The 25,911-nt window shown below is 26.7% G+C and carries 21 protein-coding genes and 1 pseudogene; 10 read left to right on the top strand and 12 right to left on the bottom strand.

The annotated features are described in order from the left end of the window. Positions 1–33 precede the first annotated feature (33 nt). The 8 genes and pseudogenes from LQE93_RS04255 to LQE93_RS04220 all read left to right on the top strand — a co-directional run bounded on the left by LQE93_RS04255 (position 34) and on the right by LQE93_RS04220 (position 11,769). Positions 34–1,944: pseudogene (locus LQE93_RS04255) on the top strand (bifunctional 4-hydroxy-3-methylbut-2-enyl diphosphate reductase/30S ribosomal protein S1). Positions 1,945–2,049: 105 nt separating this feature from the next. Beyond that, positions 2,050–2,985 carry a GNAT family N-acetyltransferase gene (locus tag LQE93_RS04250; protein WP_231072153.1) on the top strand — a complete coding sequence of 312 codons (936 nt, stop codon included), beginning with the start codon at positions 2,050–2,052 and terminating at the stop codon, positions 2,983–2,985. A 109-nt stretch (positions 2,986–3,094) separates the two neighbouring features. Then, positions 3,095–4,423, top strand: coding sequence for a tRNA (N6-isopentenyl adenosine(37)-C2)-methylthiotransferase MiaB (gene miaB, locus LQE93_RS04245; RefSeq protein WP_055263000.1), 1,329 nt, complete (start codon positions 3,095–3,097; stop codon positions 4,421–4,423). Between the two features lie 114 nt (positions 4,424–4,537). After that, on the top strand, positions 4,538–7,216 hold the full coding sequence (mutS, locus tag LQE93_RS04240) for a DNA mismatch repair protein MutS (protein WP_186839385.1): 2,679 nt from the start codon (positions 4,538–4,540) through the stop codon (positions 7,214–7,216). 11 nt (positions 7,217–7,227) lie between these two features. Further along, on the top strand, positions 7,228–9,177 hold the full coding sequence (gene mutL / locus LQE93_RS04235) for a DNA mismatch repair endonuclease MutL (protein ID WP_186839386.1): 1,950 nt from the start codon (positions 7,228–7,230) through the stop codon (positions 9,175–9,177). A 16-nt stretch (positions 9,178–9,193) separates the two neighbouring features. After that, on the top strand, positions 9,194–10,123 hold the full coding sequence (miaA, locus tag LQE93_RS04230; RefSeq protein ID WP_186839387.1) for a tRNA (adenosine(37)-N6)-dimethylallyltransferase MiaA: 930 nt from the start codon (positions 9,194–9,196) through the stop codon (positions 10,121–10,123). 22 nt (positions 10,124–10,145) lie between these two features. After that, entirely contained in the window at positions 10,146–10,382 is a 237-nt protein-coding gene (gene hfq / locus LQE93_RS04225; protein ID WP_055263008.1) for an RNA chaperone Hfq, read from the top strand. Positions 10,383–10,491: 109 nt separating this feature from the next. Further along, a complete protein-coding gene (locus LQE93_RS04220; RefSeq protein ID WP_186839388.1) occupies positions 10,492–11,769 on the top strand; it encodes a methionine gamma-lyase family protein in 1,278 nt (425 codons plus the stop codon). A gap of 25 nt (positions 11,770–11,794) precedes the next feature. On the opposite strand, the gene LQE93_RS04215 is transcribed toward LQE93_RS04220, so the two are convergent. Then, on the bottom strand, positions 11,795–12,415 hold the full coding sequence (locus LQE93_RS04215) for a DUF3267 domain-containing protein (RefSeq protein WP_186839389.1): 621 nt from the start codon (positions 12,413–12,415) through the stop codon (positions 11,795–11,797). A gap of 72 nt (positions 12,416–12,487) precedes the next feature. Continuing rightward, positions 12,488–13,093: a transcriptional repressor LexA gene (gene lexA / locus LQE93_RS04210; protein WP_186839390.1), complete on the bottom strand. Its 606-nt coding sequence runs from the start codon at positions 13,091–13,093 to the stop codon at positions 12,488–12,490. A gap of 141 nt (positions 13,094–13,234) precedes the next feature. On the opposite strand from lexA, the gene LQE93_RS04205 reads away from it, so the two are divergent. After that, a complete protein-coding gene (locus tag LQE93_RS04205) occupies positions 13,235–13,591 on the top strand; it encodes a hypothetical protein (protein WP_186839391.1) in 357 nt (118 codons plus the stop codon). A gap of 57 nt (positions 13,592–13,648) precedes the next feature. On the opposite strand, the gene LQE93_RS04200 is transcribed toward LQE93_RS04205, so the two are convergent. The 3 genes from LQE93_RS04200 to LQE93_RS04190 form a co-directional block, all read right to left on the bottom strand. After that, positions 13,649–14,644, bottom strand: coding sequence for a tyrosine recombinase XerC (locus LQE93_RS04200; RefSeq protein WP_231072344.1), 996 nt, complete (start codon positions 14,642–14,644; stop codon positions 13,649–13,651). 482 nt (positions 14,645–15,126) lie between these two features. Further along, entirely contained in the window at positions 15,127–15,315 is a 189-nt protein-coding gene (locus LQE93_RS04195; RefSeq protein WP_055263019.1) for a hypothetical protein, read from the bottom strand. A 195-nt stretch (positions 15,316–15,510) separates the two neighbouring features. Further along, entirely contained in the window at positions 15,511–17,244 is a 1,734-nt protein-coding gene (locus LQE93_RS04190; RefSeq protein WP_231072151.1) for a hypothetical protein, read from the bottom strand. 181 nt (positions 17,245–17,425) lie between these two features. Between LQE93_RS04190 and LQE93_RS04185 the strand changes: the two genes are divergently transcribed. Then, positions 17,426–17,644 carry a DUF378 domain-containing protein gene (locus tag LQE93_RS04185; RefSeq protein ID WP_055263023.1) on the top strand — a complete coding sequence of 73 codons (219 nt, stop codon included), beginning with the start codon at positions 17,426–17,428 and terminating at the stop codon, positions 17,642–17,644. Positions 17,645–17,709: 65 nt separating this feature from the next. Here the strand turns inward: LQE93_RS04185 and LQE93_RS04180 are convergent, their stop codons facing one another. The 7 genes from LQE93_RS04180 to LQE93_RS04150 all read right to left on the bottom strand — a co-directional run bounded on the left by LQE93_RS04180 (position 17,710) and on the right by LQE93_RS04150 (position 25,855). Further along, positions 17,710–17,970, bottom strand: a complete 261-nt coding sequence (locus tag LQE93_RS04180) for an HPr family phosphocarrier protein (RefSeq protein WP_032118696.1) — start codon at positions 17,968–17,970, stop codon at positions 17,710–17,712. 166 nt (positions 17,971–18,136) lie between these two features. Further along, entirely contained in the window at positions 18,137–18,397 is a 261-nt protein-coding gene (locus LQE93_RS04175; protein WP_032118697.1) for a stage V sporulation protein S, read from the bottom strand. Between the two features lie 148 nt (positions 18,398–18,545). Next, positions 18,546–20,147: a ribonuclease Y gene (gene rny / locus LQE93_RS04170; RefSeq protein ID WP_186839465.1), complete on the bottom strand. Its 1,602-nt coding sequence runs from the start codon at positions 20,145–20,147 to the stop codon at positions 18,546–18,548. Between the two features lie 170 nt (positions 20,148–20,317). After that, positions 20,318–21,349: a recombinase RecA gene (gene recA / locus LQE93_RS04165; protein WP_186839466.1), complete on the bottom strand. Its 1,032-nt coding sequence runs from the start codon at positions 21,347–21,349 to the stop codon at positions 20,318–20,320. 155 nt (positions 21,350–21,504) lie between these two features. Beyond that, on the bottom strand, positions 21,505–22,095 hold the full coding sequence (pgsA, locus tag LQE93_RS04160; RefSeq protein WP_186839467.1) for a CDP-diacylglycerol--glycerol-3-phosphate 3-phosphatidyltransferase: 591 nt from the start codon (positions 22,093–22,095) through the stop codon (positions 21,505–21,507). Continuing rightward, a complete protein-coding gene (rimO, locus tag LQE93_RS04155; RefSeq protein ID WP_186839468.1) occupies positions 22,079–23,416 on the bottom strand; it encodes a 30S ribosomal protein S12 methylthiotransferase RimO in 1,338 nt (445 codons plus the stop codon). Before rimO ends, pgsA begins: the two co-directional genes overlap by 17 nt. Positions 23,417–23,497: 81 nt before the next feature. Then, the gene (locus tag LQE93_RS04150) at positions 23,498–25,855 is read right to left on the bottom strand and encodes an FtsK/SpoIIIE family DNA translocase (protein ID WP_055263031.1); all 2,358 of its coding nucleotides are present in this window, start codon (positions 25,853–25,855) and stop codon (positions 23,498–23,500) included. Positions 25,856–25,911: the final 56 nt, after the last annotated feature.

Below are 25,911 nucleotides of genomic sequence, written 5' to 3'. Positions count from 1 at the left end.
GGTAGTAAAATTTAACAACAGGAGATAAACAGCATGAAAAGAAAAGTAATTTTAGCTGAGAGTGCAGGTTTTTGTTTTGGGGTTCAAAGAGCGGTAGATCAGACAGTAAAAATTCAGAAAGACTACGGTAAAAAAATTTATACATTAGGACCACTAATTCATAATAATGATGTTGTAAAATATCTAGAAAATAATGATGTTTTTTCAATTTCAATAGATAACATAGATGAATTATCAAAAGGGGATGCAGTTATAATACGATCTCATGGTGTTTCAAAGGCTGTAATGGACTTATTAGAATCTAAAGGAATAATAACAATAGATGCAACTTGTCCGTTTGTAACTAATATCCAAAAGAAAGTCAATAAATATTCTAAAGAAGGTTATCAAATAGTTATTTTAGGAGATAAAGATCATCCAGAAGTAATAGGTATAAATGGATGGTGTGATAATAAGGCCATAATAACTAAAGATGGAGAGCTTCCTGAGAGAATACCTAATAAGATATGTGTAGTATCTCAAACTACTGAAAAAGAAGAAAATTGGGTAAACACAATAAGAAATTTATCTGTTAGAACTAAGGAACTTTTAGCATTTAATACAATCTGTGCAGCAACTGAAATAAGACAAAAGGGTGTTTTTGAATTATCAAAAACAGTAGATTTAATGATTGTTGTAGGAGGAAAGAATAGTTCAAATACAACAAAATTATATCAAATTGCAAAGATGAATTGCAAACGTGCGATTCATATAGAAAATTCATCTGAATTATCAACAGAGATAATTAATGATAGTACAATAAATAAAATAGGTATTACAGCTGGAGCTTCAACTCCAGATTGGATTATAAATGAAGTAGTTGAATTAATGGAAGGGGATATATAGATGGAAGATCAATTACAATTGATGGATCAAATGGATTTAAGATTTAGAATAGGAGATGAAGTACAGGGGGAAATCCTTAAGATAGGTTCTTCAGAGGTATTTGTTTCTTTAGTAGGGTATAAGACAGATGGAGTAATCCCGTTTAATGAATTAACGTATGCTGAAGATTTAGAAGAAACTTTAAGAAATTTAAAACAAGGCGATAGCATAAAAGCTAAAGTAATTAAGTTAAGAAATGAAGATAATTACGTTGTTTTATCTAGATTAGAGTATAAAAAAGAAGAAACTTTAGAATTATTAGAAGGATTATTTGATAGAAAAGAAACATTTAAAGTACTTGTAAAAGAGGCAAGAGAAAAAGGGTTAGTTGCAAACTTTAACGGAGTAAGAATATTTATTCCTGCTTCTCATATTGATGTAAGATTTATAAAAGATACAAGTGAATTTGTAAACACTGAAATGGAAGTTAGATTAATTGATTTCTCTAGAAAAAATCCTTCTAAAATTGTTGCATCTAGAAGAGTAATTCTAGAAGAACAAATAGAAGAAAAAGAATCAAAAGCTTGGGAGAAATTTAATTTAGGTGATGTAGTATCTGCTGAAATTAAAAGATTTACAAACTTTGGAGCTTTTGCTGAAGTTGATGGAGTTGATGGATTAATTCATATTTCTCAAATTTCATGGAAATTAGTAAGATCTTGTGATGAAGTTTTAAAAATAGGTCAAGTAGTTAATGCTAAAATCATTGGTTTAGATAAAGAAAATAAAAAATTATCACTTAGCATTAAGGAATTAACACCAGAACCATGGACAAATGTGGAAGAAAAATATCCTGTTGGATCAGCAGTTCTTGGTAAAGTTGTAAGAATAAATGATTTTGGGGCATTTGTAGAATTAGAACCTGGATTAGATGGGTTAGTGCATATATCTAAAATAAGCCATAACCACATTAATCATCCTTCTGAAGTATTAACTGTAGGTCAAGATGTTAAATGTATAATCTTAGAAGTTAATAAAGATGCTAAAAAAATAGCACTTAGCATAAGAGATACAGAATAATTAATAAAACGTAGGTTAAAGTTACTAAGGAGATTACATCGTATAGATGTAATCTCTTCTAATATATATTAAAATTATATAATAATTTATTTTATGAGGTTTTATATGGTTTCGTTGGTTAGATTATCGTCTAGTAATTTAGATGAATTTAAGAAACTATACGAAGAAAATTTTCAAAGAGAGACCTATGATAAAGACTTTTTTGAGTATTATTATAATCAATCCTTTATTCCAAAGATATTTTTAAAGAAATTTGTTAAGCTTTTTATGTATAATGAAGAATTTATAGGATATATATGGTATGAAATACCTATTGATTCACAAATTAAGGTTTTTTCTTTGTATGTAGAAGACAACTATATTGATATTATTACTAATGATATTTTAAAAAGATTTAACGAGAAATATTTGGTTTATGAATCTATTGAAAATAGAAATAGCAACAAATTGTTAAGTAATTTAGGTTTTAGGAAAGCAAGACCATCTATTATTATGAATTTAAAATTAAATGAATATAATAAAACAAATGAAATAACGAATTTGAAATCTACTTTAAAGTACGATATGAAATTATTAAAATTACTTAATATTTATAGCAATGAAAAATATGATGATATTCTCATTTCATTTCAAAAAGTAGATATAAAAAACGATGCTTTATTAAGATGTGAAATACAAAATAATGTTTTTAAAAATATTGATCGTGTACCTATTGAAGTAGAAGATATTGAAAATGATTTTAAGCAAGATTATTACATTGAAGATTTAGCAATTTTTATGAAAATAAATAATGTTGTAGTTGCGTATGGTCAAATAATCTATATTAGAAAAATGTATACTGTTGTTAATTTCGGGGTAGTCGATATTTTTAGGGGGAAGGGACTAGGTAAATTACTTTTAGATAACCTAATTAGTAAGGCTAGAGAAAAGAATATATCAGAACTTGCTTTAGGCGTTGATAAAGATAATGTTAATGCAATTTCTCTATATAAATGGATTGGGTTTAATAATAGATATGATATAGCAAGATGGGAAAGATAATAGAATACTATAATTTACTTATAATAAATTATAATATTCTATTTAAAATGAATAAAAAATTTATTATAATATACAAAGGTTAAGAAATTTGTACAAAGGAGATTTAAAGATGCAAGAGACGAATTTGAAATATTATATAGAAACTTGGGGCTGTCAAATGAATGAAGAAGATTCAGAAAAGCTTTCAGGAATGTTAAAAAATATTGGGTATTCAAGAACAGAAAATAAAGAAGAAGCTGGAATAATTTTATTTAATACTTGTTGTGTTAGAGAAAATGCTGAAAATAAAGTATTTGGTAACCTTGGACAACTTAAGGCTTTAAAGAAAAAAAATCCAGATTTAATTATAGGAATATGTGGTTGTATGATGCAACAAGAGGGTATGGCAGATAAAATACTTAGCACATTCCCTTATGTAAATATTGTTTTTGGAACTCATAATGCTTATAAATTCCCAGAATACTTAAATAGAGTTAAAACTGAAGGCGTGCAAATAAAAGAGATATTTAATAAGGAAGAAGAAATAGTTGAAGGACTACCTATAGATAGAAAAAGTGATGTAAAAGCTTTTGTAACTATAATGTATGGATGTAATAACTTCTGTACTTATTGCATTGTTCCTTATGTTAGAGGAAGAGAGAGATCAAGAAAGTCTGAAGATATACTAAATGAGGTAAAAGAATTAGTTAAAGCTGGATATAAAGAAATAACACTTTTAGGTCAAAATGTTAACTCATATGGTAAAGGCTTAGATGAGGATATTAACTTTGCTAAACTTCTAAGAATGATAAACGAAGTTGAAGGACTAGAAAGAGTTAGATTTATGACATCACATCCAAAAGATTTAACTGATGATGTTATTTTAGCTATTAAGGAATGTGATAAATTATGTGAGCAAATACATTTACCAGTACAAAGTGGTTCAAATAATATTTTAAAGAAGATGAATCGTCATTATACTAGAGAGTATTATATGGAACTAGTAAATAAGATAAAGAAAGAAATACCAGGTGTATCTTTAACTACTGATATAATTGTTGGTTTCCCAGGTGAAACAGAAGAAGATTTCCTTGAAACATTAGAATTAGTTAAAGAGGTTGGATATTCTGCAGCATTTACATTTATTTATTCAAGAAGAAATAATACTCCAGCTGATATGATGTTAAATCAAGTAGATGATGCAGATAAACATCATAGATTTGATAGATTAGTTAAAGCTGTAAATGATAATGTTATAAAGCTAAACAAAGAATTTGAAAATCAAGTTGTTGAAGTTTTAGTTGAAGGTATGAGCAAAAACGATGAAACAAAGTTCTCAGGTAGAACAAGAAATGGTAGATTAGTTAACTTTGAAGGAGAAAATGTAAAGATAGGTGATTTAGTTAATGTTGAAATTACTAGAGCCCAACCATTCTCATTACTAGGTAAAATGAAATAAACTATTAAAAGAGGGCAGCTCAATAGACTGTCCTTTTTTATTATGTTATATACTCTAGCAATAAAAATATGATAATATATTACTATAAAATTTAAAATAACGGAGGATAAGAAAATGGCGTTAACTCCTATGATGAGACAATATATGGAAGTTAAAGAGAGATATACTGATTGTATATTATTTTTTAGATTAGGAGACTTCTATGAAATGTTTTTTGAAGATGCTAAAACAGCATCAAGAGAACTCGAACTAGTACTTACAGGAAGAGACTGTGGGTTAGAAGAGAGAGCACCTATGTGTGGAATTCCATTTCATGCATCAGCCGCATATATATCAAGATTAGTATCGAAAGGATATAAAGTAGCTATATGTGAACAGGTAGAAGATCCATCAGTAGCAAAAGGTATTGTTAAAAGAGATGTAGTTAAGGTAGTTACCCCTGGGACTTTTATAGATGGAAATGGTGATAATGATTATAAAAATCTTTATATGATGTCTATATATGAAAGTAATGGTTTGTATGGAATAGCAATATCAGATATTTCTACAGGTGAATTCAAAACAACGTATTTTTCAGATACAATAGATAATCTATTAGGAGAAATTTCTAGATTCTCACCTAAAGAAATAATTGTAGATAACACTTTAAATGAAAATATTATAATTAGAATTCATGAGACTTTACCAGTGTTAATAACTAAAAAAGATTACTCTAAATTTTATTGTACCGATGAAGAATTAAAGAAACAATTTATAAATATAGATGTAGACTCAATTAATATTAACAGTAAAATAGCAGTATCTGTATTACTTAAATATATATTTGATACTCAAAAGATAAGTTTATCTAATATAGATATACTAGAACAGTATAATATAATTGACTTTATGACTATTGATAGTAATTCTAGACGTAATTTAGAATTAACAGAAAGTCTTAAAGAAAAATCTAAAAAAGGAAGTCTTATCTGGGTATTAGATAAAACTTCTACTTCAATGGGTGGAAGAACATTAAGAAGCTTTATAGAACAGCCTTTAATAAATAAATCTCAGATTGAAAATAGAAGTGCTGCTGTAGAAGAATTATATAATAATATGTTCTTTAATGAAGAATTAAGAGATAGTCTAAAAGAAATATATGATATAGAAAGAATAACAGGTAAAATTTCTAATAAAAATGTAAATGCAAAAGATTTAGTTTCTCTAAAAAGATCTTTAGATAAATTACCAGGAATCAAAGAAAAGCTTAATAGTTGCAAATCAGACTTATTAGTAAAATGGAATGATAACTTAGATACTTTAGATGATATAAGAGAGTTACTTGCTGAATCATTGTTAGAAGATCCTTCTATTGGATTAAAAGAAGGAAATATAATTAAAAGTGGATATTCAGTAGAAGTTGATGAATTAAGAGATATTAAGTTAAATGGTAAGCAATGGATAGCATCTTTAGAGCAATCAGAAAGAGAACATACAGGAATTAAATCATTAAAAGTAGGATATAATAAAGTTTTTGGATATTATATAGAAATATCAAAGGCAAATTATGCATCTATCCCAGAAGGTAGATATATAAGAAAGCAAACTCTTTCTAACGCTGAAAGATACATAACAGAAGAGTTAAAAGTTATGGAAGAAAAAATATTAGGTGCAGAAGATAAATTAATAGCCCTTGAATATGAGTTATTTGTAAATATAAGAGACAGAGTTGAAAAAGAAATTCAAAGATTAAAAGATACAGCAAAAATAATAGGATCACTTGATGTTATTTCAACTTTAGCCTTAGTAGCTTATGAAAATAATTATGTTAGGCCAAATATAAATGAAAATGGTATTATCGATATTAAAGATGGTAGACATCCTGTAGTAGAGAAGGTAATTGGTAAAGGTGAATTTGTTTCTAATGATACTTTGCTTAATAAGAAAGACAATATGTTATTGCTTATAACTGGTCCAAATATGGCCGGTAAATCTACATATATGAGACAGGTAGCATTAATAACTTTAATGGCTCAGATTGGATCTTTTGTGCCTGCTTCAAGTGCTAATATATCAGTGTGCGATAAGATCTTTACAAGAATAGGTGCTTCAGACGATTTAGCTGGAGGTAAATCTACATTTATGGTTGAAATGTGGGAAGTTTCCAATATATTAAAGAATGCTACAAATAATAGCCTTGTTCTTCTTGATGAAGTAGGAAGAGGAACTTCTACATATGATGGACTAAGTATAGCTTGGTCTGTAATAGAATATATATCAAATCAAGTTAAATTAAAATGTAACACTTTATTTGCTACTCACTATCATGAATTAACAAATTTAGAAGGGGAAATACCTGGTGTAAGAAATTATTCTGTTGCAGTTAAAGAAATTAATGATGAAGTTATATTTTTAAGGAAAATTGTTGAAGGTGGAGCAGATCAGTCTTATGGTATAGAGGTTGCAAAAATAGCTGGATTACCTGAAGAGGTAATTAATAGAGCAAAAGATATTTTAAATACTTTAGAAGGTAAAGAAAAATTTGAGATTAACAATACCTCTTCTAAAAATGCTGAAGTTGCCCTAGACTCTGTAGTAGACGATAGTACTATAAAAGAAAACTCTAAAAATTTAGAAGAATATAAAATAGAAGAAGAAAAAAATAAAATAGAAAATGTTCAAATAGATTTCACGATGTTGGAAAAAGAAGCTTTATTAAATAGCATAAAGGATTTAGATGTTATGGTAATGACTCCACTTGATGCAATGAATACTCTATTTAAAATTGTTCAGGATGCTAAAAAAATAATGTAAGGTGAGAGTATATGAAAAGAATAAATATATTAGACCAACATACTGCTAATAAAATTGCTGCTGGTGAAGTTGTTGAGAGGCCATCATCAGTAGTAAAAGAGTTAGTTGAAAACTCAATAGATGCGAATTCTAAAAATATCACTATAGAAATAAATGAAGGCGGATTATCATTAATTAAAATAATAGATGATGGATCTGGAATAAATAGAGATGATATTGAAATAGCTTTTTTACCTCATGCTACTTCTAAAATCTCTAAGGTAGAAGATATCTACAATATAAGCACTTTAGGGTTTAGAGGTGAAGCATTAGCTTCAATAGCATCAATTTCTAAGATATCTTTAAAAAGCAAAACAAACGATGCTGATAATGGTAGTGAAATTATATTAGAAGCTGGGAAAAAGGTATCTTTACAAGAAGTAGGAATGAATAATGGTACAATAATGGAAGTAAAAGACTTATTTTTTAATGTTCCTGCAAGAAAAAAGTTCTTAAAATCTATTTCACGGGAGAGTAGCTTAATAAATGATATAGTAACAAGAATAGCACTTTCTAATCCAGAGATATCTATAAAGTTATTTAATAATGATAAGAAAGTAATTAATACTTACGGTACAGGTAATTTAAAAGATGTAATAAGAACTATATATGGAAAAAATGTATATGACAATATATTGTATTTTGAAGGCTCTAGGGGAGATATTTCAGTACATGGTTATATAGGAAAAGAAGAAATTGCAAAAGGTAGCAGAAATCATCAAAGTATATTTGTTAATAATAGATATATAAAAAATAAAACAATTATTGCAGCGGTGGAAAATGCATTTAAATCTTTCTCAGTAATAAATAAGTTTCCGTTTGTAGTTATATTTATTGATCTACCTCCTGAACTAGTAGATGTTAATATTCATCCAACAAAAGCAGAGATCAAATTTAATGATGAAAGAGCTGTATTTAAAGTTATTTTTGATACAATACATTCAGTACTAAGGGAAGATGCATTAAATAAATTCAATTCAGTTAAAAATGAAAATAATAAATTTGTTGTAGAAGAAAATGTAGAAAGAATAGAGTTTAATATTTCATCTGAAGACGAATATCCTACAAAAAAAATAGAACCAGAAATAACTAAAGATGAAGTAAAAAAAGAAATTGATATAAAACATATGTATAACTCAGTAGATATTTCAGATATAGAAAGAGAAGAGAAGTTATACAATAAATTAAAGAGTATAAATATAAACAATTTTAACAAATCAAATGAAGAGGATTCATATGAAATAAATAATGATAAGAATAGTACTGAAGTTGTTACTGTAAATGAAGATAATATTTGCCAATCTTATAATATAAAAGATGATGTAAATACTAAAGAAGCTAAATTTCCAAAACTAAGAGTTATAGGACAATTTAGTAAAATGTATATATTAGCAGAGTATGGAACAGATTTATATATAGTGGATCAACACGCTGCTCATGAAAAAATTCTATTTGAAAAATATTTTAAGGATATTGAAGAAGGTACTATTATAGTTCAACAGTTATTAGTTCCTATAATTTTAGATTTATCCTTAGAAGATTATGCTTATTTTGAAGAAAATAATAAAGTTTTTAGTGAAGCTGGATTCGTTATAGATCATTTTGGTGGTGAAACTATATCAATAAAAGAAGTACCTTATTTTCTAGGTAAGTTGGATGCTAAAAAGCTTTTTATGGAGATATTAGATAATCTAAAAGCATTAGGATCTGGAAAAACATCTGAAGTTAAGTTAAATAAGATAGCATCTATGGCATGTAGATCGGCTGTTAAAGCTAATGATTATTTGAACCATGAGGAAATGGATAAATTAATTGAAGATTTAAGATATATAAATGATCCATTTCACTGTCCTCATGGAAGACCTATTATAATAAAATTTACTGAATATGAATTAAATAAGAAGTTTAGAAGAATAATATAGAAGAGGAATAAAGTAGATGAAACAAAAATTACTTATAATCGCAGGGCCTACTGGTGTCGGTAAAACTGAATTATCTATTAAGTTAGCTAAGTTATTAGATGGAGAAGTTATATCAGCAGATTCTATGCAAATATATAAACATATGGATATAGGTTCTGCAAAAGTAACAAATGAAGAAATGAACGGCGTTAAACATCATATGATTGATGTTGTAATGCCTGATAAAAGCTTTACTGTAGTAGATTATAAAAACATGGCTGAAAAGGAAATTAATGATGTAATAAGAAGAAATAAACTTCCAATAATTGTTGGAGGAACTGGTCTTTACATAAATTCTTTGACATGTAATATGAATTTTACTGAAGCTGAAAGTGATATTGAATATAGAAAATACTTAGAAGATCTGGCTAAAGAAAAAGGAAATGAATATGTTCATAATCTTTTAAAAGAAATTGATCCTATAAGTTATGAAAAAATTCATGCAAATAATTTAAAAAGGGTTATAAGGGCATTAGAGGTATATAAAATTTCTGGGAAGCCATTTAGTTCATTTAATGATTTAGATACATTTTATAAATCAAAGTATGATATATATTACTATGTTCTTACTATGAATAGAGATAAACTTTATAATCGAATTAATCTAAGAGTAGATAAGATGATGGATGATGGATTACTTCAAGAGTGTATAAACCTTAAAGAGTTAGGATATAACACTTCTATGCAGTCTATGCAAGGTATAGGCTATAAAGAAGTATTTTATTACCTTGATAAAAAAATAAGCTTAGAAGAGGCTATAGACATGATTAAACAAGGATCTAGAAATTATGCTAAAAGACAATTAACATGGTTTAAGAAAGATCCAAGAGTAAAGTTTATCGATAAAGATATATATTCTGAAGATGATATAATTAACTTAATAGTTAAAGACCTTAAAAATAATTAGTATTATTAAAGGAGATGTTTTTTTGAATAAACAAACAAATAACTTACAAGACATATTTTTAAATAATGCCAGAAAGAATAGAATTCCAGTTTCTATATATTTAACAAATGGATTTTTAATTAAAGGTTATGTAAAAGGATTTGATAATTTCACAGTGATTTTAGATTCAGATGGTAAACAAATGTTAGTTTATAAACATGCTGTAACAACTATTACTCCTGCAACTCCAATTTTATTTAATAATATTGATAATAATTAAGATGAAGGTTTATCCTTCATCTTAATTATTTATAAAATACTTTCTATTTCTAAAAAAATTATATATAATAACTTTAGTAATTATATGTTAACTATAAAGGAGTAAAGCTATGTTAAATTTAACAGAAGAATTTTTAAAAAAGCAATATAAAATAAATGATGAAACATTTACTTTATATAATAAGGCTTTAAAAGATGTTGAAGAAGAGTTTAAAATATATGATGAAATTAGAGAGTTTAATCAATTAAAAGTTTTAAATGCTCTTCAGGAGGAAAGAATAAGTGAATCACACTTTACAAACTCTTCTGGATATGGATACGGGGATATTGGAAGAGATTCATTAGATAAAGTATATGCTAAGGTATTTAATACAGAGAGTGCTTTAGTAAGACCTCATTTCGTTAATGGTACTCATGCAATAGCCTGTGCCATAATAGGTAATTTAAGACCTAATGATACAATGGTTTGTATAAGCGGTAAACCTTATGATACATTACATAATATAATAGGAATTGGTGAAGAGAAAAATATAGGTTCATTAAAAGAGTATGGCGTAAATTATAAACAAGTAGACTTAATAGATGGTAAATTTGATGAAGATAAGATAATTACTCTTTTAAAAGAAGATAAAAGCATAAGATTAGTACATATACAAAGAAGTACTGGATATGGTTGGAGAAATTCATTCTTAGTATCAGAATTAGGGGATATAATATCAAAGGTTAAATCAATTAGAAATGATGTAATAGTATTTGTTGATAACTGCTATGGAGAATTTATAGATACTATAGAACCTACTGATGTTGGTGCAGATTTAATTGCTGGATCATTAATAAAAAATATAGGGGGAGGAATAGCTCCTACTGGAGGATATATAGCAGGGAAAGAAGAGTATGTACTTCAGGCAAGCTACAGATTAACAACTCCTGGAATAGGAGGAGAGTGCGGATCTACATTTGGAGTTATGAGACAGTTCTATCAAGGTTTATTTTTAGCCCCACATATAGCTATGGAGGCAGTTAAAGGTGCTGTTTTCTGTGCTAGAATTATGGAATTAGCAGGCTTTGAAGTATTACCGAAATATAATGAAAAGAGAAGTGATATTATTCAAGCTATTAAATTTAACGATAAAGATAAGCTAATAAAGTTCTGTAAGGGAATTCAAAAAGCATCTCCAATAGATTCTTTTGTAGAGTGTGAACCATGGGATATGCCTGGATATAGCGATCAAGTTATAATGGCAGCAGGAGCATTTATACAAGGTTCATCTATTGAATTATCTGCTGATGCTCCAATAAGAGAACCATATATTGCTTATCTTCAAGGTGGATTAACATTTGATCATGCTAAAATTGGTGTGTTATTTGCATTAAGTAATATACTTTAAAATATTAAAACTTAAACAGGATGAATTACTCATCCTGTTTTTGCATTTCGTTAATTAAATAATTATAGTCATTTGGTAACTCATAGATACCTTTACTTACATCATTAGAGCTAATATAAATAAATATGTTTAAGATATCTTCAGCAGATATAATTAAATTAGCCCACATAACACCATAAATAACGATGTTAAATCCTTTTAAAATAAGTATTACACTTAGTATAGAAGATATTATTAATACAGGAGCAATTAAACTAAGAAGACTCCTTGTATAGTTTATTTCTCCATTATAAGTAGAAGTAATCAATCTTTTTCGATTAAATAGTTTAATTTTAGCCTTTTGATCTGATAAAAAGTTAGAATAAATTATATAATGTATTAATTCATGTGGAATTTGAATTAAGTAAAATGATAGGATATAAGTAATTATAAAACTTAATATAAATGATTTTATATCTACAATTGAATTACAAGTGTAATATAGTGAATAACCTAAATAAAAGGCAAGTGGAAGTGATAAAATAGTTCTAATAAGTAACCTTAAGTTTAAATAAGTAGTCCGATTAAAATTGGATATTGGTGATAATATAAATTCACAATCATATTCATCCTTTGCTCTAAGAAATATCCCCTTTTCTAATGTCATTTTTTTCACCTTTCCTAAATACTAAATACTAAATATAAATGAGCCATACTAAAATGTATGACTCATTTATATTTAATATGCTCTAAATAATCCTACTAATTTACCAAGAATACTGCAATCTTTAACAATTATAGGATCCATAGTATCATTTTCAGGTTGTAATCTTATATAATCATCCTCTTTATAAAATGTCTTAATAGTAGCTTCGTTTTCAATCAAAGCAACTACTATATCACCGTTACAAGCTGTAGGATTTCTTTCAATTATAGCTAAATCTCCATGATGTATACCAGCATTTATCATACTATCCCCTGAAACGTTAAGTATAAAAAGTTCTTTATCATGTTTAATATAACTTAGAGGAACAGGGAAAACACCTTCAACATTTTCATTAGCCAATATAGGAATACCTGCTGTAACTTTCCCTATTATTGGAATATTAACCATTTCAATTTTATTTAAAGAGTTTTCCATAATTTCTAATGCTCTAGGCTTAGTTGGATCACGTTTTATTAGGCCTTTAGTTTCTAATTTTTTTAAATGCCCATGAACAGATGAAGTAGATTTTAAATTAACTGCCTCGCATATTTCACGTACAGATGGTGGATATCCTTTTAATTCTGTAAAGTTTTTAAGAAATTCATATATTTCCATTTGTTTGTTGCTATTTTCGATCATTATAACACCTCACTTATTTATAGATATTATAACATAACATAATAATAATATCAAACTTATGTTCTTGTAATATAATAAAATTTGAATTTATTATATCTTTCTGATAAAATAAATAAGTTAACAGAAATGGAAGGTGATTTTATGAAATATACTAACGACGATTTATGTGATATTTTTGAAAATAAAATTTGTGATAATTGTGGTAAATGTTTAGAAATCGATGGTATTGATATAAGAGCAATAAATATAGAAGATATAGCAAAAGATGTAGAAGAAAATAAATATTTAGAAGAAGAATTAAAGCTAGCTTTAGAAGCTCTAAAAGAAGAAGAGACAATTGAGGTACAGGATACTTTAAACTATTTAGATGATGAAGAATATGTTGATGCTTTTGATAATATTACATACCTTGATGAAATTGGTCTTGATGATGATTTATCTTTAGATGATGTAACCGAGGAAGTATATCCAGGAGTTCTAAAGTTTAAAAGAAAATAATAATACATTTAATAAAAAATTAGCTACCTATTTTAAATAGATAGCTAATTTTTTATGCTATAACTTAGATAAAGGATTTGAACGTACAGCATCTCTAAGTTTATCATCATCTATATGCGTATATATTTGAGTTGTAGATATATTTTCATGACCTAATATATTTTGTAGACTACGTATATCAACATTTCCATGTTTATACATTAGAGTAGCTGCTGTATGTCGTAGCTTATGAGGTGTATAAGTATTATCCAATATTTCTGCATTAGTTATATGCTTTTTTACTAATAATTCAACAGTTCTTTTATTAATAGGTTTATTACGAATAGATAGAAATAAGTATTTCTTATTTTCTTCAGATATTTTTGAATTATCTCTTTTGCTTAAATAATCATTAATGGATTTTATACATGCATCATTTAAATAAATAGTACGTTCTTTATTACCTTTTCCCACAATAGTTAATGTATCATTTTTTATCTTATTAATTTCTATTGAACATAACTCAGATAATCTCAATCCACAATTTAAAAATAGTGTTAATATACAATAATCTCTGTAATAGTTTATATTACCTTTATCTAAAGAGGAGAGTAGATGTAAACTTTGTTCTAAAGTAAGATATACTGGATGACGTTTATTTATTTTCGGTGATTCTAGTTCTACTGTTGGGTTTTCTTTAATCACTTTAGCTTTTCCAAATAAAAATCTATAAAAAGATTTTAATGTTGCAACTTTTCTAGCTCTAGCGTATGTACTATTTTGTCTTTCTTTTTCAACAAAAGATAAAAATGCATAAATATCCGTTAATTTTATAGTATTAATAAAGTTCTCATCAATATCGCTTATAGAAATTTCTTCAAATTCTAGTGAATCATCTATTTTATTATCTTTATAAACCTTCATAAATCTAAAAAATAACTGCAAATCTATTTTATACCCATTTATAGTATTTTTTGATTTACCTTTAATAGTTTCAAGATAATTTAAAAAATCTAATACTAACTGTGGCAAATCAGAAGTATTCTTAGCAGATTTATTTTTAAATTTAGTTATTTGGGTAATCTGATCATTATGAATTAAATCAGAATCACTAAAAATATTACTTTCAAGTGATGCTTTTTTAGCATCTTTTAAAGTTCTATTTAATCCTAGTTCTTTAAGCCAAATTTGAATAGAACGTACATTAAGAGAATATATTTTTGCTAATTGAGATGATGTAAAATTATGTTTAATAACTAATATATATAAATCTTCAATAATATACTCATAGCCACGTTTCATATTAGAAAGTTTTAAATTATTTCTAATTTCATTTATATTTCTTTTATCATAATCAGAAAGAGAAATTGCAAGTAGTTTTTTTACTTCATCTGAGTATTGATAATTTTTATACTTAAATGTTTTAGTACGACCCCTCAAAATATTACCCCCAAGCTCGATAAAATATTAAATTTTGTTATAATTTCTTTTCGTTTTAATACGAAATTTTATAAATTGATATTTAGCGAAATTAATTTTTGGGTGTTTTTTTGTATTTATTTTCTAATTTCTTTTATATTTAATATTAATTCATTTAATACTAATTCAGATTTAGAAAAACCTTTTTTAAAACATCTTATTTGTTTATATTTTACTCCATTCATTTCAAAATCTAATATATCAATTCTATCACCTTTATATATTAAAGGTGTTTTAGAATTTTTTAGTTTAATTTCTATTTCCATATTTACCTCCAAGTTTAAGATATATTTTAATTATAAAACAAAATAACCTATATAAACAATAAATTTATATAGGTTATTAATTAATATTATATAAAAATTCAAAAAGATTCTCCAATTAATACAAAATTTTTACCAAAATGATTATTTAATACTGCTTCTATAGATTCATAAAAATACATAATCGCAATTAATTTATTAAAGTAAATATTTCAATTTTTCTTTTAGATTTACTGTTTCAATATTTTGATTTATAAAAAATTCATCTGCCCAACAGTATATAATTGGTATATTTAATTGTTTTATATAACTTAGTTTTTTTATAATATCATAAGTTTTACTTACTAAACTATCCATAAAAATATATATAATTCGATTTGGATTACTAGGATGAAAAACTACAAACTCTAAATTAATTGAATTAAAAGTATAATCTTCTACAACTCTATAACCTAGCCCCTCAATTTTCTCTCTCAGAAATTTAAGCATATTAGAAGTTGTATCGTGTTTTTTATTAAATGTTAAATTGTTGGTAAAAAACTCATCTATATATCTTATAGAATCATCATATTCAAGTGTTTTTAATATATAATTTGTAATAGAGCTACTTTCTTCAATTTCAGAAATATATTCAAAAGTATTTATTTTTAAAATTGAAATATAATTATTCTTATTTATTAATTTTGATAGTATATCTAAATCATTATTTAATTGTATAATTAAAGTATCTAATAAATCTCTTTTTATTGTAATTTCAGCACTATCTTCTTCAATCATTTTGAAATTTAGTAAAATTAGAATGCTTGGCAAAGTAAATAGCTTTTCTGTATATTTACTAATAGTATCATTTTTATCGTAACAAAGATCTAATAACTCTCTTTCTTTATCATTAAGAGTATATATTTGATTTTGTATTGATATTATCTCTTTATAAAGGGATAAAGTATTAAATATATTTTTCAAAAAAATATACATATCATTTTCATCATATATATAGTTATATATTTTATTAAAATAGCTTTCATTAAGAAAATCTTTTAGAAAATCAAAAGAGTTTACGTATAAGTTTAGTGATTCTATATTTTCTTTATATTGATTACACATAGTTTTTTTTATATTGTTATATTCATCTGTTATAGCTTTATTATACAGTTTCACCTCAGTACATTTCTTTCTATTCAAATAATGATACCATTTAAGTTTTTTAGGTTCACAATTATAGTCTATTTTTAAATTTGAAATATAATTTATCAATTCGTTTTCACTTATACTTAAAGAGAAATTAGCATTAATAAAATATTTAGTAAAATCATTTTCATATATTGGTGGAATTAGTGCATATTCATTATTTAATAAACACTCTAGTTTATATAGAGCATTTGTAATATCATCACAGGAAATATTATTCTTTAAGTCATTAAACTTATAACTATTATTAAACTTTTTATATTTTAGATATGATTTTATTAAATTTGTATCTCTTATATTCTCAATAAAACTCTTTATCCAGCCATAATCTCCTATCGTAAAATGACTGTTTTCAATTTTTTCATAAAGTATATCTATATATTGCTTGTCAATTTTTAAATTTAATAAAATATCAATCATTTCCACCAATGAAATATTATCATTTTTCCTATAAGTTGATGATTCAATTATATTTTTTACTTTATTATATTTCATTAGTATATCTCTCAATATAAGTGCATATTGTTCTAGAGCTTTTTTATATGAGGGCTTATCGCTATCATAACTTATACTAATATAATTATAACCGCTAATTTCTTTAATGAAATTATTCATAAATGTATATTTATTATCTAAACAATTAAAATCGATATCTTTAGTATTTAAGTATAATGTTTTATTATCAATTAATTTGTCAATTAATTTAATAATTGTATCTAGATTAATATTAATTTCTTTATTCATATATATCTCCAATATTTTTTGGTATTTATATATAATATGTTTTTATACTTAAATACTGTACTTTTTAAAGTGTTTTATAATTATAAATTTTGATGTTATAACCATAAAAATTTTTATGAGCATATTTCCATATTTGTGTTCATAATATATATTAAAGAAATTAATGATAGGGGGAAATATTATGTTCAAACTAAATATATTTGATAAGTTATCTTTTTTTCTAGTGATTATAGGTGCTATAAATTGGGGAAGCATAGGATTAATAAATAAGAATTTTATATATTATTTAGCTGGTGGTTCATCTATAATATTAAGAATAATTTATGTACTTATCTTTTTAGCCGCATTAGATTTGTTATATCTTCTAGTAAAAGGTAATGTTATAAAAATAAAAGCATAAATATTCTACATAAATAAAAAAACTCCTGTTATAATTAACAGGAGTTTTAATAAGTATAAATAAAATTAATCTTCTAAAGTTTCAATTAATTTTACTATTTCTTCAGCTGCTAAAGTTTCATCATCACCGTTTGCAGAAACAGTTATAGTTGCTCCCTTAGTTACACCTAAAGATAATACACCGATTAAGCTTTTAACATTAGCTTTCTTTCCGTTAAATTCAATGCTTACATCAGATTTAAAAGATGAAGCTTTTTTTACTAATAAAGTTGCTGGTCTAGCATGTAAACCAGTTCCGTTATTTACTACTACTTCTTTAGATACCATTAAATACACCTCTTTTTATAATAATCATCTTAACGATTCCATTATATACGTTAATCAATTAAATTTCAAGAGTTAACTGTATTTTTAATATATTTATAGTAAATATATTATAGGATAAAAAAGAGAAATCTATATTAAAATAGACTTCTCTCTTAGTTGTAAATATTTATCTTGGTTGAACAATCAGTTTTATAGCAGTTCTTTCTTCACCATCAATTTCTATATCAGTAAAAGCTGGGACACATACTATATCTCTTCCACTTGGTGCTACAAATCCTCTAGCAATTGCTATAGCTTTAATAGCTTGATTAATTGCACCTGCACCTACTGCTTGGATCTCTACTATGTTTTTTTCTTTTATTATAGCGGCTAACGCTCCTGCAACTGAATTTGGATTAGATTTTGTTGAAACTTTTAATACTTCCATTTCTAATTTGACCTCCTGATAAAAATCGTTTACATTATATAAATTAATACTTCTATAAGTATATATATTCTATATCTTTTAAATAATTCCTTCTTTTATAATCAATAAAAAAAATACATTTTGAAATATCAAAATGTATTTTTAAAAATTATTTAGCATAGTCTACTGCTCTTGTTTCTCTAATAACATTTATTTTAATTTGTCCTGGATACTCTAATTGCTCTTCGACACTCTTAGCTAAACTACGTGCTAATTCAATAGAACCAGCATCATCTAATAGTTCTGGTTTAACCATAATTCTAATCTCTCTTCCAGCCTGAATTGCATATGACTTCTCTACACCTTCGTATGAGTTTGCAATTTCTTCAAGTTTCTCTAATCTCTTAATATAAGCTTCTAGTGTTTCTCTTCTTGCACCTGGTCTAGCAGCTGATATGGCATCAGCAGATTGAACTAAAATAGCTTCTAAAGACATCATTTCTACATCACCATGGTGTGCCGCTATAGCATTTACTACTAAAGGTGATTCATGATATTTTTTAGCTAAATCTCCACCGATAAGTGCATGTGGTCCTTCATGTTCTTGGTCTACTGCTTTCCCTATATCGTGTAATAAACCTGCTCTTTTAGCAAGATTTACATCTAACCCTAATTCAGATGCCATTAATCCTGCTAAATATGAAACTTCGATAGAATGTTTTAATACATTCTGACCATAACTAGTTCTATATTTTAGTCGTCCAAGTAACTTCATTATCTCAGGATGTAATCCGTGTACACCTGTTTCAAGAGTTGCTTGCTCTCCTTCTTCTTTAATGTCATTTTCTACATCCTTAGTGGCTCTTTCAACCATTTCTTCTATTCTTGCAGGATGTATTCTGCCATCAATGATTAGCTTTTCTAATGCTATCTTAGCTATTTCTCTTCTAATAGGATCAAAGCTAGATAATATTACTGCTTCTGGTGTATCATCAATAATTAAATCTACACCAGTCAAAGTTTCAAGAGTTCTAATATTTCTTCCTTCTCTACCAATAATTCTGCCCTTCATTTCATCATTTGGCAATGCCACTACATGCACAGTTGATTCAGATACATGATCTGCCGCACATCTTTGAATTGCTGTTGTAATAATCTCTCTAGATTTCTTATCAGCTTCTTCTTTAGCTTTAGATTCAATTTCTTTAATCATTAAAGCTGTTTCATGCGTAATTTCCTTTTTAACTTCATCTAATAAAATTTCTTTAGCTTCTTCAGTTGAAAGGTTTGAAACTTTTTCAAGTTCCTCTCTTCTGTGATTATAGATTTCTTGGGCATTTTGCTCCAATTGACTTATTTCTTGCATTTTTTTGTTGATATTTTCTTCTTTCTTTTCAAGAAGATCGCTCTTTTTGTCTAATGCTTCTTCTCTTTGAAGAATTCGTCTTTCAAGTCTTTGAATTTCATTTCTTCTATCACGAGAATCTCTGTCTAAGTCACTTCTAAGCTTGTGAACTTCTTCTTTAGCTTCTAAAATAGCTTCCTTCTTTGTAGATTCAGCCTCTTTCTTAGCATTCTCTACTAATTTTTGAGCTTCCTCTTCTAAAATTAAAACCTTTTTCTTTGTAGCTGTTTTAATAGCTATATATTGGATAATTCCTAATATAGCTAGTATTATAATTCCTAGTAATATAATTATAGTACTATCCAAATTAACACCTCCTTGCACATTAATCAATTTATTATTTAATAGAAAGTAGGTAGGTGTCATATTATTCTGTACTGGAAATTGAATTTGATAAACCAGTATTTGTTATTATTTTATCTTAAAAACAAAAATATGTCAAGTTTAGTTAATTAAATACATTAATTAATTTATCTAGATATAAAGCAAAAAAATACGCCTTGTTACAATAACAATATGGCGTATTTTTGAATTTATTATTTTTCAGTTTTCTCTTTTTTCTCTTCCATTAAAGGTAAATTATACTTAGATCTAATTTTGTTTTCAATTTCTAATGCTATATGCGGATTATCCTTTAAATATTGTTTAGCATTTTCTCTTCCTTGACCTAACCTTATATCATTATAAGAGAACCATGCACCGCTTTTTTGAACTATATTTTCTTTAACACCTACATCTATTATATTACCATTTCTAGAAATACCTTCATTATACATAATGTCAAATTCTGCTTGTTTAAATGGTGGAGCTACTTTATTTTTCATTATTTTTACTCTAGTTCTATTACCAACTATTTCATCACCTTGCTTTATAGAATCAATTCTTCTAACATCCATTCTAACAGAAGCATAGAACTTAAGTGCTCTTCCTCCAGTTGTAGTTTCAGGATTTCCAAACATAACTCCAACTTTTTCTCTTAATTGGTTAATAAAAATTGCTACACATTTTGATTTGTTAATTGTTCCAGCTAATTTTCTTAAAGCTTGAGACATTAATCTTGCATGTAATCCAACGTGAGAATCACCCATCTCACCTTCTATTTCAGCTCTTGGTACTAATGCTGCAACTGAGTCTACTACTAATACATCAATTGCTCCAGAACGTACTAGAGCTTCAGCTATTTCAAGACCTTGCTCACCAGTGTCTGGTTGAGAAACTATAAGGTTCTCTGTATCAACACCTAAGTTTTTTGCATAACTTGGATCTAATGCATGTTCTGCATCGATAAATCCAACTACTCCTCCAGTTTTTTGTGCTTCAGCAATTATATGTAATGCAACGGTTGTTTTACCTGAACTTTCTGGTCCGTAAATTTCTATAATTCTTCCCTTTGGAACACCACCAATACCTAAAGCGATATCTAAATCTAAACAACCCGTAGATATAGCATCAACATTCATAGCATTGTGTTCTCCTAATTTCATTATGGCACCCTTACCATATTGTTTCTCAATTTGACTCATAGCATTTTCAATTGCTTTTAATTTTTCTTCATTAATATTTCCCATAAGGCTCATCCTCTCTCTATCGAACATTTGTTTTATAATTAAATTATAATTTATGCTGAATTTTAAGTCAACATAAATTTCAAAAAATTATTCATATAATAAAAAGTTCCACCTTAATTTAGGAGGAACTTTTTATTATTATAACCAAGATTAACTTATTTAGTCATTGAAAACACTTTTTTATTCTTTACAAAATAATCTATTCCAGAGATTATAGTTACTATAACAGCTAAGTATAAGAATATAGTAGGTGCGAATTCAAAGAATTTATTCATTGCAGAATTATTGTTTATTAAATTTGCTAAATATGGAGATGTTTCTATATTGACTTTTATAAGTAATAATAATATTGATATTATTTGTATAACAGTCTTAATTTTTCCCCACCAACTAGCAGCTATTATTTTACCTTCTGATGCAGCTATTGTTCTAAGACCAGATACAGCAAATTCTCTAGCTATAATTATTATAGCTGCATAACTAGGAATTAATCCTAGTTCAACTAAAGATATTAATGCTGAAGTAACTAAAAGTTTATCTGCTAAAGGATCCATAAATTTACCAAAAGTAGTCACTTGATTTCTACTTCTTGCTATATAACCATCTAATTGGTCAGTTAATGAAGCAATTATAAATACTAAAGTGGCTATTATAGTTCCATAAGGAATTCCTTTCATAGCTATAAAAATCAAAAAAATAGGTACTAAGAAAATTCTTAGCATGGTTAACTTATTTGCTAGATTCATCTATAACATCTCCTATTAAATCATACTCCTGTACATCAGTAATTTTTACCTTTATAATATCACCTATTTTTACTTTTTTTGTTTTTCTAACTAAAATTATATTATCTATTTCCGGTGACATCATATAAGATCTTCCTATGAAAAATTCTCCATTACTTCCATCTATTATAGTATCATAGATATTACCAATTTTCAATTTATTTAAATCTAACATAATTTTTCTTTGAGTTAACATTAATTCTTTTAAACGCTTCTCTTTAGTAGACTCATCAATTTGTCCATTCATAATAGCAGCAGGGGTTCCCTCTTCTTGTGAGTAACTAAAAACTCCTACGTTTTCTAATCTATAATCTAATAAAAATTGTTTTAACTCATTGAAATCATCATTATTTTCATTTGGGAACCCAACTATTAAAGATGTTCTTAAAGTAATATTAGGTATTCTTTTTCTAAGCTTATCTATTATATTAATAATATCTTTTTTATTAGTTTTTCTACCCATTAATTTTAATATCTTATCACTAATATGTTGTATAGGAATATCTAAGTACTTAACAATCTTATTATTTGTTGCAATTTCCTCAATTAGTTCATCATATATTTCTTCAGGATAACAATATAGAAGTCTAACCCACTCTATATTATCTACTTCAGAAACCTTTTTAGCTAATTTATGAAGCATCTTTCCATTATAAATATCAACACCATAATTTGTTAAATCTTGAGCTATTAGAATAATTTCTTTTACTCCTTGAGAAGCTAAACTTTCAACTTCTTTTATAACACTTTCCATTGTTCTACTTCTGAATTTTCCTCTTATCTTTGGAATTATACAGTAAGTACAAAAGTTATTACAACCTTCTGCAATTCTAACATAAGCAGTATGGCTGTTTGTTGTTAATATTCTTTCGCCTTCATTTATACTTAGGTCACTGTAACTAGCTGATGAGATTTGCTTTTGTTCCTTTATAAATTCTAATATAAGCTTATGCAACTTCATATAGTCATTTACACCCATAAGAATATCTATTTCAGGCATTTGTTCTAAAAGTTCATCTCCGTATCTTTGAGTTAGACAACCTGTTGCAATAAGCATTTTACACTTATAATTAGTCTTATAACTAGCCATCTCTAAAATTGTATCTATTGATTCTTGCTTAGCACTTTCTATAAATCCACATGTATTAACTATTATTATATCGGCTTCTTTAGGGTTATTAGTTATTTCATAATATTTATTAATTGTTCCTAATATAAGTTCAGAATCAACTCTATTTTTGTCACATCCTAAACTGACCATTCCTACTTTATATTTTTCCAAAGTAAATTCCTCCATTGTTTAAGTTTCTAATAATTCATAAATTATTGTAATTGAATAGTCTTCTATTTACAAGTATTTTTGTTATTGATAATTTGGGTTTTCTTCTGTATTCATCACCAATACCTGTCTAGGTCTACTTCCATCCTTTGGAGATATTATTCTTTGTTCTTCTAATATATCCATAATTCGCGAGGCCCTATTGAATCCAATTCTTAATTTTCTTTGTAAAAATGAAGTTGATGCTTGTTGATATTCAATTACAAGTTTTATGGCTTCATCAATAAGTTCATCCTCGTATTCACTTTGTTGCGACTCAGCTGGAGTTTCACTATTAATATGATTTATAATATCTTCTTGATAAGTGACACTATCCTGAGAGTTCTTAACAAAGTTAACCACGTTTTCTACTTCCTCTTCTGAGATAAATGCACCTTGAACTCTAACAGGTTTATTTTCTCCTATAGGATAGTATAACATATCTCCTCTTCCTAATAATTTTTCAGCACCAACTTGATCTAAGATAGTTCTTGAGTCAATACCTGAAGATACTGCAAAAGATATTCTTGAAGGAATATTTGCTTTAATAACTCCTGTAATTACGTCAACAGACGGTCTTTGTGTCGCAATTATTAAATGCATACCTGCAGCTCTTGCCATTTGGGCTAGTCTACAAATATAATCTTCAACATCATGAGGGCAAGCCATCATTAAATCTGCTAGCTCATCAACAATTATAACTATATATGGTAATTTATCTTCAATTTCTCCTTTTTCATATAAATTGTTGTATGATTCTATATTTTTAACTTTATTATTGTAGAACAAATTATATCTCTTATTCATTTCATTTACAGCCCAATTTAATGCTCCAGCAGCTTTTTTAGGATCTGTAACTACTGGAATTAACAAATGAGGAATATCATTATAGACACTTAATTCTACAACTTTAGGATCTACCATTAATAATTTTACATCTGCTGGAGAGTATTTATATATCAAACTAATTATCAAAGCATTTATGCATACAGATTTACCAGATCCTGTTGCACCAGCAATAAGCATATGGGGCATTTTAGATAAATCACCTACAACACATTTACCAGCAATATCTTTTCCTAGACCAAATGATAATTTTTTATTTGAGTTAGTAAATTCTTTTGAGTCTAATACTTCTCTTAGAAATACTGGTATTTGCTTTTTATTCGGAACCTCAATCCCTATAGCAGATTTCCCTGGAATAGGGGCTTCTATTCTTATACCACTAGCAGCAAGTCCTAAGGCTATATCATCTGTTAAATTAACAATTTTTGAAACTTTAACTCCAGGACTAGGTTGTAATTCAAAACGAGTAACTGAAGGACCTTTAGTTACTTGAGTAACTTTAGCTTCAACTCCAAAACTTTCCAAAATTGATTCTAATTTATTAGCCCCATCAATAAGGTCTTTTTTATCTTCGCTTTTCAATCTCGCTTTTCCATTATTTTTCAACAAGTCTATAGTTGGATATATATAATGGATTTCTTTTGACTCAGTGCTAATAATATTATTAATATCTATATCCTTACTTTTTAGCTCTTTAGTGCCATTGTCATTCTGTAATCTTTCATCAGTTGATTTTTGGGAGTTTACTGCTCTATTTGAATCTAAAAATCTGTTTTCCTCTTTAGCATTGAATGATTCTAGAGAAATTTCATCTAAAATATCAACATCGTTAGTATTTGAATTTTTCATAAAATCAAGTATTTGAATTTTATTATCTATTCCTTTTACTATGTTTTTGTCAATTATTTCTTCATCACTTTCAATTTCAACGAAATCATTGTTAATTTTTTTGTGCTTGTCTTTTTTTTGTGGCTTAGAGTTTATATATTGAATAATTTTATTAGCAAATAATTTTGTACACTCTAATATATTAGATATTGTTATATCAAATATCTGCATTACCCCAATAAACAATAGTGATAAAAATAGAATATAAGAGCCTATATATCCTATAAGTTTAGATAATGGATAAGCTAAAAGATGACCTAAGAATCCACCATGCAACGACATTGTGTCTTCTTGCATTATTAATTTCAAAGAAATTTTAAATGATTCTTGATCTAAAGCTTGTATCTTTATTGTTGCGAAAAGAAGGATGCAGGTTGTTAAAACTAACGTTACTCCAAATAATCTTCTTGAATAACTTATCTTTCCATCCGATATAATTATATTTATACCAAAGTATATCAAGTATAAAGGCAAAATAAATGCACCTATACCAATAAAGTTATATATATATTTTCTAGAAATATGTGATAAAACCCCTGCAAGATTAGTATAAATTGCAATTGTAAGAAGTAATCCTACAACAATATAGACTATACTTTTTATATCACTGTCTAATGTTCTCTTTTTTTTAGTTCGCTTTCTAGTATTTTTTTTACTTTTAGTAGTCACAAAATCACTCCTATAATATAGTTAAAATTTTCATATATATCTATATTATATAATTA

This window comes from Clostridium sp. NSJ-145 (genome assembly GCF_021044725.1).
GTDB lineage: Bacteria > Bacillota > Clostridia > Clostridiales > Clostridiaceae > Clostridium > Clostridium disporicum_B.
Note: the sequence above shows the minus strand (reverse complement) of the source record. Positions and strands in the feature narration are given on the sequence as shown.

What these genes read in the sequence shown, in the direction of transcription:
- miaA (WP_186839387.1), top strand. Translation starts at nt 9,194, where the DNA reads ATGAAACAAAAATTACTTATAATCGCAGGGCCTACTGGTGTCGGTAAA.
- pgsA (WP_186839467.1), bottom strand. Translation starts at nt 22,095, where the DNA reads ATGAATCTAGCAAATAAGTTAACCATGCTAAGAATTTTCTTAGTACCT.
- lexA (WP_186839390.1), bottom strand. Translation starts at nt 13,093, where the DNA reads ATGATCGAAAATAGCAACAAACAAATGGAAATATATGAATTTCTTAAA.
- LQE93_RS04180 (WP_032118696.1), bottom strand. Translation starts at nt 17,970, where the DNA reads ATGGTATCTAAAGAAGTAGTAGTAAATAACGGAACTGGTTTACATGCT.
- miaB (WP_055263000.1), top strand. Translation starts at nt 3,095, where the DNA reads ATGCAAGAGACGAATTTGAAATATTATATAGAAACTTGGGGCTGTCAA.
- LQE93_RS04215 (WP_186839389.1), bottom strand. Translation starts at nt 12,415, where the DNA reads ATGACATTAGAAAAGGGGATATTTCTTAGAGCAAAGGATGAATATGAT.
- LQE93_RS04195 (WP_055263019.1), bottom strand. Translation starts at nt 15,315, where the DNA reads ATGGAAATAGAAATTAAACTAAAAAATTCTAAAACACCTTTAATATAT.
- LQE93_RS04175 (WP_032118697.1), bottom strand. Translation starts at nt 18,397, where the DNA reads ATGGAAGTATTAAAAGTTTCAACAAAATCTAATCCAAATTCAGTTGCA.
- LQE93_RS04250 (WP_231072153.1), top strand. Translation starts at nt 2,050, where the DNA reads ATGGTTTCGTTGGTTAGATTATCGTCTAGTAATTTAGATGAATTTAAG.
- LQE93_RS04185 (WP_055263023.1), top strand. Translation starts at nt 17,426, where the DNA reads ATGTTCAAACTAAATATATTTGATAAGTTATCTTTTTTTCTAGTGATT.
- mutL (WP_186839386.1), top strand. Translation starts at nt 7,228, where the DNA reads ATGAAAAGAATAAATATATTAGACCAACATACTGCTAATAAAATTGCT.
- rny (WP_186839465.1), bottom strand. Translation starts at nt 20,147, where the DNA reads ATGACACCTACCTACTTTCTATTAAATAATAAATTGATTAATGTGCAA.
- mutS (WP_186839385.1), top strand. Translation starts at nt 4,538, where the DNA reads ATGGCGTTAACTCCTATGATGAGACAATATATGGAAGTTAAAGAGAGA.
- LQE93_RS04190 (WP_231072151.1), bottom strand. Translation starts at nt 17,244, where the DNA reads ATGAATAAAGAAATTAATATTAATCTAGATACAATTATTAAATTAATT.
- LQE93_RS04220 (WP_186839388.1), top strand. Translation starts at nt 10,492, where the DNA reads ATGTTAAATTTAACAGAAGAATTTTTAAAAAAGCAATATAAAATAAAT.
- recA (WP_186839466.1), bottom strand. Translation starts at nt 21,349, where the DNA reads ATGGGAAATATTAATGAAGAAAAATTAAAAGCAATTGAAAATGCTATG.
- LQE93_RS04205 (WP_186839391.1), top strand. Translation starts at nt 13,235, where the DNA reads ATGAAATATACTAACGACGATTTATGTGATATTTTTGAAAATAAAATT.